Consider the following 9259-nt stretch of genomic DNA (forward strand, 5'->3'; position numbering starts at 1 on the left):
ACGCTCGCCCGTCCGCCCGCCGCGGCCGGCCACGGCGACACCGCGAGCCCGACCGCGATCGCGACCCAGCCCGCCATGAGCGCCGGCGTGAGCACCTCGTCCCCGCCGAGCCCGTCGCGCAGCTCCGCGGGACGGTCGACCGCCGCGCCGACCAGGAACGCCAGCATCGCGATGACGGCGAGCACCGCGCAGCACACCCCGTGCAGCGCCCGGACGAGGCGCTCGCCGCCGATCGGCCACAGCAGGTGCGGGACGAGGTCGATCGCCGTCAGCCCGGGCGGCGGGCGCTCCGTCGCGGCGGTCCGCTCCGCCTGCCAGCGCAGATGGGCCGACAGCCGCTCCAGCCACGCCCGCACCTGGTCCGGGCCGTAGGGGGCGCTGTGGGCGGCGCGCGGAGCGAGCGCGGTCGCCGCCGGGATGTAGGCGTCCAGGAGCCGCCGCGCGATCCCCTCCGCCGCCTTGTCCGGATCGGCGTCCGGGTCCGCGCGGAGCAGCTCCGCCGGGTCCGCGCCGGACTCCACCGCCGTCGCCGTCAGCAGCAGCCGCCAGGGCGTGGCGAGCGCCGCCCGGACGGCAGTCCCCGACGGGCCGGACAGCGCCGCCCCGATGCCTTCCCGGTACGGGGCGCAGGGATGGCCGTCGGGCCACCGCGCCCGCAGGTACCCGCCGATCTGCTCGGTGCTCAGATCGCGCAGCGTGATCCGCGACGCGTCGGCGAGCCCGGCGCGGGCCTCCGCCAGCTGCGCGTACCGGTCGGCGCGGCACGTCACCACCACCGCGCCCGGATGCCGCCCGGACAGGTCGCTGTACCGGTTGAGCTCCGTCAGCAGGCCGATCGCGCGGCGCGGCGGACCGGTGGACGGCTCGGGGTCCAGCTCGTCCAGGCCGTCCACGACCGGCAGCACCCGGCGGTTGCGCACCAGCCGCTCCGCGTCCGCGCCGGACAGCCCGAACTCCTGCACGAGCTGCCCGCTCAGCCACGGCTCGAACGGGCTGTCGGACGTCCAGCGGGCCGCGTTCAGCCGCACCGGCACCAGCGGACGGCCCTCCGGCCACCCCTCGTCCGGCACCATCGGCTCCACCAGCCGCAGGACGAGCTCGATGGCGAGCACCGTCTTGCCCCCCCCCGACCCGCCCACCACCATGAGCCGCTGCGGGCGCAGCCCTTCGAAGAACCGGCCGATCGAGCCGACCTCGTACTCGCCCGCCCCCGGCTCCGCCCCCGCCTCCGGCACGCCGCCGAGGTCCGGGCCCGCGTGCGTCGCGAACGTCACCGGCGCGATGCTGTGCCCGCCGAGCAGCCCCTTGCGCGCCCGGTCCTCCTCCCGGGCCACGCGCCGCGCCAGCAGCGCGAGCGCGGGATCACGCTCACCCCGCCCACCCGGCTCCAGGCCGTCCGCCGCACGCTCCGCGGCGCCGCCGGTCGCCCTGGCCGCGCCGTCCGCCGCCTCGGCCGCCGCGTTCTCGGCCCTCTCGGACGCCGCGACCTCCGCCGCGCCGTCCGCCGGGTCGTCCAGCGCGTCGTCCGTGATCGGGTCGATCAGTGCCGTCCTCGCGGCGCGCCAGCGCTCGACCTCGGCGGGGATCCGGTCGGCGGGATGGTCGCAGTACAGCAGGCAGGCGGTGACGAAGGCGCGCACGAAGTCCCAGCGCGGCAGCCGGTCGGCCTGCCGGAGCACCTGCGAGGTGGTGCTCTGCGGGAGCGCGTCGATCACGGCGCCGTCCGCGGCCGCGACCTGGCCGCCGAGCGACCGCAGCCTGCGCAGCGACGGGTCGCCCGCCCACTGCCGCAGCAGGGTCAGGGACCGGACGAACTCGGCCGGGCTCCTCGCCCCGCCCGGATCGGGCGGTCCGGCGGGGCCGGGCGGGTCCGAGGTCATCGATGTCCCGTTCCTACCAGCGACCACTCGAACGCCGACCTTCCTCGGCGCGGACGGCGGCCGTCCACGCAGGTACCGGTAACCGTCTGGACATGACGCGATTCCATCAGGAAATTGCGCGCTTCGTCGGCTTCGACCAGTTCCCGGCCGACCGCGATCGGGACGAACCCGTGCTTCGGGATGTAGACCCACCGCCCGCGGTCCCAGTCGTAGGGGTCGAACCAGTGGTGCCGGACGGTCCCGGAGACCGTCACCTCCGCGCCGTTCCGGGTCAGCACGAACGAGCCGCGCGAGCGCAGCAGGCTCATCCTGCTGACGTAGAACAGCTCCGTGCCGATCAGCGCGTTGATCCCGGCGTCCCAGTAGTCGTTCACCCAGGTGGACGCGCCGTCCTCCAGCCGTTCCGCCGCCCGCGCGAGCTGCCGCTCGAACCGCCGCTGGTTCTTGCGCTCGGCCTTCCGGATCGCCTTGAACGAGCGCAGCCAGCGCAGCGACATCGTCCTGGACGACCCCGCGCCGTCCATGAAGTGCTCCAGGAGATCGGACGCGTTCGGGTGGATGTCGCGCGCCTCCTCGATGATCGAGCGGAACAGCGCGGCGAGCTCGGGGGTCGGCTCGCCCGTCCGCCGGCGGAAACCTCGGATGAACATGGTCGGCCCATCGGTCAGTCGCACACTTTCCGGTACTTCTCATCCGGTATGAACCGCCGCCATTCCGCGCGGGTGAGAGAGCGCCCCGTGCGAGCGCACGCGGCGGCGACCGGATCCGGGGTCAGGGGGACCTTCCACAGCCGCGCCGTCTTGTCGTCGCTCGCCGTGGCCAGGGTCCTGCCGTCCGGGCTGAACACGACGCTGCGCACGCCGCCGCTGTGCCCGGTCAGCGGCGGGCCGATCTGACTGTACGTCCGCAGGTCCCACAGCCGCACGGTGTCATCGGCGGAGCTGGTGGCGAGGATCCTGCCGTCGGGACTGAAGGCGACCGAGCCGATCTGGTCGGTGTGGCCGGTCAGCGGCGCGCCGATCTGGCGGTGGCTCGCCACGTCCCACAGCTTCACGGTGTCCCTGTCGACCGTGCTGGCCAGGATCCTGCCGTCGGGGCTGAACGCCATCGCGCTGTAGTAGTCGTCGTCGGTGGCGCCGGCCAGCGGCGTCCCGATCAGGCGGCCGGAGGGCACCGCGTGGAGCCGCACCCCGCGGTCGCGCCGCGTGACCGCCAGGGTCGTGCCGTCCGGGCTGAACACCATTCTTGCGGGCGTGTGGTACCTGTCCGCGTCGACGATGCGGTGTCCGACCTCGCGGCGGCCCGCGAGGTCCCAGAACGCGAGCCCCTCCTCGGAGCGGTCGAGGACGAGAAGCCTGCCGTCCGGGCTCAGCGCCGTCCGGAGGCGGTTCTGGGCCTGGTAGACGGGAGGGCCGATCTGCCGCTGAGTCGCGGTGTCCCACACCCTGAGAGCGCCGTCGAGGCCGTCCGTGAACACGGTCCTCCCGCCGGCGCCGAACTGGACCAGATAGGGCGTCTCGGCCGGTCCCCCCGGTCCGTTGACCGGCCGCAGGATGTCACCGATCCGGCGCTGGGTCGCGACGTCGTAGAGCCGGGCGGCGCGGTCGGCGTCCGTGGCCTTCAGATCCTGCCCGGGGCCGAGGGCGGCCAGGGTCCTCCCGTCCGGACTGAACACGGCCATCGTGGAGGCGGGCATCGTGGTGCCGATCGGCCGGCCGACCTCGGGATCCCACAGGCGCAGGACGCCGTCGTGGGCGATGGCCGCGAGCGTGCCGTCCGCGAGGTAGGTCGCCTGCAAGGGCGAGTCCAGCCCGTTGAGGAGCGGTTGACCGACCGGCCGGCGGGTCACCGTGTCCCACAGCCTGATGTATCCGTCGCTTCCCCAGGTCATGAACCTCGTGCCGTCCGGGCTGAAGGCGATCCCGTCGTAGAAGCGCGCGTCGTCGGGCTTGCCGGCCGGGACGCCGATCCGCTCGTGGGTGGCGAGGTCCCACAACCGGGCGCCATGGTCGTTGCCCGTGGTGGCGAGGGTCCTGCCGTCCGGGCTGACGGCGGCGTCGAGGACGTCCTCGCCGTGGCCGGTGAACGGCTTCCCGACCTGCCGGTGCGTCGCGACGTCCCAGAGCCGCGCGGTGTCGTCGGACCCGGCGCTGACCAGCCGCCGCCCGTCCGGGGTGAAGGCCAGGGCCCGGACGGCGAACTCTCCCCGCGACGCCCTGCGGCCGAGGGCGCGCCCGATCTGGCGGCGCGTCGCGACGTCGAAGAACCGCACGGTCCCCTCGTAGCTGCCGGTCACGAGCGTCCGCCCGTCCGGGCTGTACTTCATCGACCACACGCCGTCGACGTTCTGGATCGGAGCGCCCACCTGCCGATGGGTGGCCACGTCCCAGAAGAAGACGGTCGTGAAGCAGGTGGCCGCCAGGACCTTCCCGTCGGAGCTGAACGCCGCGCGCACGTCGTTGCACACCGCGTCCTTCGGAGGCGTGATCGGCGCGCCGAGCTGCCGGTGCCTCGCGGTGTCCCACAGGCGGATGGTCCCGTCCTCCTCCGCCACGGCCAGCGTCGGGCCGACGGGGCTGGCGACGAGGGCCTTGAAGAACTGGGCCTTCTCCAGAAGGAGCCCCCGCTCCGGTCGTGCCGCCAGGTCGAGCAGGCGGTGGCGGGCCTCGGGCGTCGGGGCGATCCGGTACGCCGCCACGGCCAGCAGCGAGGTGACGACCGGGTCGTCGGACGCGTCGGTCTGGGCGGCGAGCTGGCGGGAGACGGCCAGCCTCCGCTGGTGGTCGGCGGAGCGGGCGGACGAGACGGCGGCGCCCGCGGCGATCAGGGCCAGCACGGACAGCACGGCGAGCCCGGCCATGACGAGACGGCGGCGGCGGGCCGTCCGCCGCGCCGCCCGCACCGACGTCGCGACGAAGGCGTCCGCGGTCGGCCCGAGCGGCGGGAACGCGTCCGGGTCGCGCTCCCACCGCGGACGGCTGTCGTCCACCGCCAGCAGCCGCGCGCCCCGGTACAGGAACGCCGCGTCGCGGTGCCGCTCCGCCCACTCCGCGGCGTCCTCGGCGAGCCGGTCGTAGACCTCCTGCGCGGCCAGGTCGGGTTCGATCCACTGCCGCAGCGCGGGCCAGGCCGTCAGCAGCGCGTCGTGGGAGATCTCGGCGGCCTCCTCGTGCAGGGTGAGCAGCCGCCGCCCGGCGAACCCCGACAGCAGCGCGCCGACCCTCGCGCGCCGCTCCGCCGAGCCCGCGTCCGCGGCGGCGTGGAGCTCGGGCAGCGACGCCCTGCGCCGCGCCAGCCTCCCGCCCGCCGTGATCAGCGTCATCCGGCGGAACAGCCGGAGCGCGGTCTTGCGGTCCTCCGCCGGCAGGCCGGACAGGACCTCCTCGGCCGTGCGCCGCACCGAGTCGCGGACGCCCCCGGACTCCTCGTAGCCCCGGACGGTCAGCCGCCCGTCCTCGCGCCGCTCCCAGGTATTGCGCAGCGCCTGCGACAGCAGGGGCAGGGCGCCGGGCTCGTAGCGGTCGCCGGCGGCGCGGCCGGTGCGCAGCTCGGCGAGGATGGTGTCGACGAGACCGGGCTCGATCTCCATGCCGACCGCCGCCGCGGGACCGGTGATGGCGAGCCGGAGGTCCTCCTCCGCCATCGGCTCGACGATGACCTGGCCGTCCTGGATCGCCTCGGCGAACTGCGGGTAGGCGGCGCAGCGGTCCCAGTAGTCGGCGCGCACCCCGACGACCACCCCGGCGCCGCGCGGCCCCTCGGCGAGGGCGTGCAGGGTCCGCACGTACTCCTGGCGCTCCCGCTCGTCGGTCACCAGGAGGAACAGCTCCTCGAACTGGTCGACGACGAGCACGAGGCGGTCGTCCGGCGGGAGCGCGTCGGCGAGCGCCTTCCGCGGATCGTCCAGCAGCCGGTCGCGGACCGCCTCCGCGGGGCCGCCGAACGCCTCCGCCCAGGCCTCGGCGAGCGCCGCCAGCGGTTTCGACGTCGGCGTGACGAGGACGGACGCCCAGCCCCGCACGCCCGCGACCTGTAACTCGCCCTTCGCCAGCGCCGGGAGGAGGCCCGCCCGCAGCAGCGACGACTTCCCCACACCCGAGGCGCCCGACACCAGCAGGACGGACCCGCGTCCCTCCAGCCGGGGGCCGAGGCGCCCGAGGAGGTCGCGCGTCGCCCGGGTCCGGCCGAAGAAGAGCCCGGCCTTGCCGCTCTCGAACGGCGCGAGTCCTTGGTAGGGGCACTCGGCGCCCGCGGACCCCTCTGCCATGGCCCGATTCTTGCCACTTCCCCCATCTCGATCAATCGGAATGGGCATCGCGACGGAACGTCCGCGGGCGTCCGGGGGCGTCCGCGGGCGTTCCGCGATCCGGCGGGACGGCGGTGCGCGGCCGTCCGGTTCTGTCCCATCCCGTCCGAGCGGTTGTGCGGACGGCCCGAACACGCCTTCGATGGCCGCGGAAGCCGCGGCGGCCGGAGCCGGTCACGAAGTCACAGGGGGCGTCACCTCGATGGAGGGCATCCAGGATCGTCCGTTACCGCAGGGCCCGTACGCGCCCGGCACGCCTCCAGGGGCGCTGCTGCGGGGATGGCGTGAACGGGCCCTGCTGACCCAGGAGCGCCTCGCGGAACGGGCGGGGCTCAACGTCCGGACCATCCGCCGCCTGGAGAACGGCGCGCTCCGCCGGCCCCGTCCCTCGTCGATCCTGCTGCTGGCGGACGCGCTGCGCCTGGACGGCGAGGAGCGAGCGGTGCTGGCCGCGGCCGCACTGGGCCGGACGGCCGCCCCGCCCGTCCGCGGTGACCGGGCGGGAACCGTCCGGCCGGCGGCGGCGGACGTGCCGCGCGAGCTGCCCGCGGACGCCGTGCCGTTCACCGGACGCGAGGCGGAGTCGGCGGCGATCGAGATCCACGGGTCCTCGGGGGCTCCCGTGGTCATCGCCGTCGAGGGCATGGCCGGGGCGGGCAAGACGGCACTCGCCGTGCGCGCCGCCCGCCGCCTCGCGCCCCGGTTCCCGGACGGGCAGGTGTTCGTGGACCTGCGCGGCCACCGCCCCGGGCGGGCGCCCGTCCACCCGGGCGAGGCGCTCGCCCGGGTGCTCGGGGCGCTCGGCGTCCCGGCGCAGCGCGTGCCCGAGCACATCGACGACCGCGCGGCGCTGTACCGGGGCGCGGTGGCCGACCGCCGGATCCTCGTCGTGCTGGACGACGCCGCCTGCGAGGAGCAGGTGCGCCCGCTGCTGCCCGCCGGTCCGGGCTGCCGCCTGATCGTCACGAGCCGGCGCCGCCTCACCGGCCTGGACGACGTCCGGGCGGTCCCGCTGGACGTCCTGCCGGTGGATCACGCGATCGCGCTGTTCACCGCCACGGCCGGGCACGACCGCGTCGCCGGGACACCGGCGGACGTCCTCGCGGAGACGGTGCGGCGCTGCGGACTGCTCCCGCTCGCCGTCCGCACCGCCGCCGCTCGGCTCCGGGCGCGTCCCGCCTGGACCGTCGAGCACCTCCTGGCCCGGCTGAACCACGCGCGGCCCACCGAGCTGGACGCGGGGGAGCGCGGCGTCTACGCCGCCCTCGACCTCTCGTACCAGCGGCTCCCGGACGACCAGCGGCGCGCGTACCGGCTGCTCGGCTCCCGCGCCGCCGAGTTCGGCGCGGAGGACGCCGCGTCCGTCCTCGGCACGACCGCTCCGCAGGCGAGGCGGCTGCTCGACCGGCTGCTGGACGTCCACCTGCTCCAGGAGCCCGCCCCCGGCCGGTACCGCTTCCACGACCTCGTCGCCGACCATGCGGCGGCGTCCTGACGAGCGAACGGAACGGGGGACGAGGATGTCAGCGGAAGCGGTCCGGGGCCCGGCCTTCGGCGCGGTGCTGAGGAACCGGCGCGGGCTGGCGGCGCTGACGCAGGAGCAGCTCGCCGAGCGGTCCGGCCTGAGCGCCCGCACGATCCGCCGCCTGGAGAGCGGCGCCCTGGAGCGGCCTCGCGGCGCGACGGTCCGGCTGCTCGCCGAGGCGCTGGGGCTGGACGACAAGGGGCAGATGCTGCTCGCCGCCGCCTCCCGAGAAGGCCGCCACCGGTCCGAGCCGCTTCGCCGCCTTGTCGTGCCGAGGCAGCTTCCCGCCGACGTGGCGGCGTTCGTCGGCCGGGCGGACGAACTGTCCATCCTGGACACCGAACCCGCGACGGCCATCGCCATCGACGGCATGGCCGGGGTCGGGAAGACCGCGCTGGCGGTCCACGCCGCGCACCGGCTTGCCCCGGGCTTCCCCGACGGCCAGCTCTTCGTGGACCTGCACGGCCACACGCACGGCACGGCTCCCGCCACCCCGGGGGACGTGCTCGGCCGGCTGCTGCGCGCGCTCGGCGTCCGAAACGACCGGATTCCGCCGCACACCGACGCCCGCGCCGCCCTCTACCGGACGGTCCTGGCGGAGCGCAGGGTGTTGCTCGTGCTCGACGACGCGGCCGACGCGGCCCAGGTCGAACCCCTGCTGCCCGGCGGCCCGGGATGCCGTGCCCTGATCACCAGCCGGCGCCGCCTCGTGGCCCTCGACCGCACCCTCACCCTCGACGTCCTCCCCGTCGAGGACGCGGTCGCGCTGCTCACGCACACGGCCGAACGCCTCGCGGGGACGCCGTCCCGGACACTGGCGGAACTCGTCGGACGGTGCGGTCTGCTGCCGCTGGCCGTCCGCCTCGCCGCCGCCCGGCTGCGCTCCCACCCGACCTGGGACGCGTCCCATCTCCTGGAGCGCCTGGACGACCCGGGGGAGCGGCTCGCCGAACTCGAAGCCGGACCGCGGAGCGTCACCGCGGCGCTGGACCTGTCCGTCCGCGGACTCGACGACGACCAGCGGCGCGCCTACCTCCTCCTGGGCCTGCACGGCGGCGGCGACTTCACCGTCGCCGCCGCCGCGTCCATCCTCGGCACGAGCCCGCCGCGCGCGGGCCGCCTGCTGGACCGCCTCCTGGACGTCCACCTGATGCAGGAGCCCGCGCCCGGCCGCTACCGGTTCCACGACCTGGTGCGCGAGCACGCCGCGCACACGGCGGTCGCTACTGGATACCCGCGGTCTTGCACTTGGCCGCGTACGCGCCCTTGCACAGCTCCGCGGGCTTGACGAACCCGTCGTCGGTGACCTGCTTGACGTTGTCCTTGAAGATGCCGATCGGAGTCAGCAGGACGGACGGCACGTCACGCTTGCCCGTCGGGTCGTTCACCGTGGCGCTCGTCTCGCCCTTCTGGCCCTTCAGGAGCGCGACGGCGAGCTTGGCGGCGGCGTCGGCCTCCTGCTTGACGGGCTTGTAGACGGTCATGCACTGGCTGCCGTCCAGGATGTTCTGCAGCCCCTGGGTGGTGGCGTCCTGGCCGGTGATGGCG

Annotated in this window: 5 protein-coding genes and 1 pseudogene; 2 read left to right on the plus strand and 4 right to left on the minus strand. The window is 75.5% G+C overall.

Features of this window, described 5'->3' with window-relative positions:
* The 3 genes from E1300_RS44035 to E1300_RS44045 all read right to left on the minus strand — a co-directional run.
* Window positions 1-1880: NACHT domain-containing protein (locus E1300_RS44035; RefSeq protein ID WP_131763229.1), on the minus strand; the 1880-nt coding region annotated here is incomplete at its 3' end.
* The gene (locus tag E1300_RS44040; RefSeq protein WP_131763230.1) at window positions 1877-2530 is read right to left on the minus strand and encodes a hypothetical protein; all 654 of its coding nucleotides are present in this window, start codon (window positions 2528-2530) and stop codon (window positions 1877-1879) included. The genes E1300_RS44035 and E1300_RS44040, both read right to left, overlap by 4 nt.
* Before the next feature lie 14 nt (window positions 2531-2544).
* Window positions 2545-6147, minus strand: a complete 3603-nt coding sequence (locus tag E1300_RS44045; RefSeq protein WP_165503264.1) for an NACHT and WD repeat domain-containing protein — start codon at window positions 6145-6147, stop codon at window positions 2545-2547.
* A gap of 181 nt (window positions 6148-6328) precedes the next feature.
* On the opposite strand from E1300_RS44045, the gene E1300_RS44050 reads away from it, so the two are divergent.
* Window positions 6329-7681 carry a helix-turn-helix domain-containing protein gene (locus tag E1300_RS44050; protein ID WP_207400312.1) on the plus strand — a complete coding sequence of 451 codons (1353 nt, stop codon included), beginning with the start codon at window positions 6329-6331 and terminating at the stop codon, window positions 7679-7681.
* Window positions 7682-7706: 25 nt separating this feature from the next.
* Window positions 7707-8999 carry an ATP-binding protein gene (locus E1300_RS44055; RefSeq protein WP_165503266.1) on the plus strand — a complete coding sequence of 431 codons (1293 nt, stop codon included), beginning with the start codon at window positions 7707-7709 and terminating at the stop codon, window positions 8997-8999.
* On the opposite strand, the pseudogene E1300_RS44060 reads toward E1300_RS44055, so the two are convergent.
* Window positions 8935-9259: pseudogene (locus E1300_RS44060) on the minus strand (sugar ABC transporter substrate-binding protein); the annotation flags it as partial. The gene E1300_RS44055 and the pseudogene E1300_RS44060 overlap by 65 nt on opposite strands.

Source organism: Actinomadura fibrosa (assembly GCF_900659615.1).
Classification (GTDB): domain Bacteria; phylum Actinomycetota; class Actinomycetes; order Streptosporangiales; family Streptosporangiaceae; genus Spirillospora; species Spirillospora fibrosa.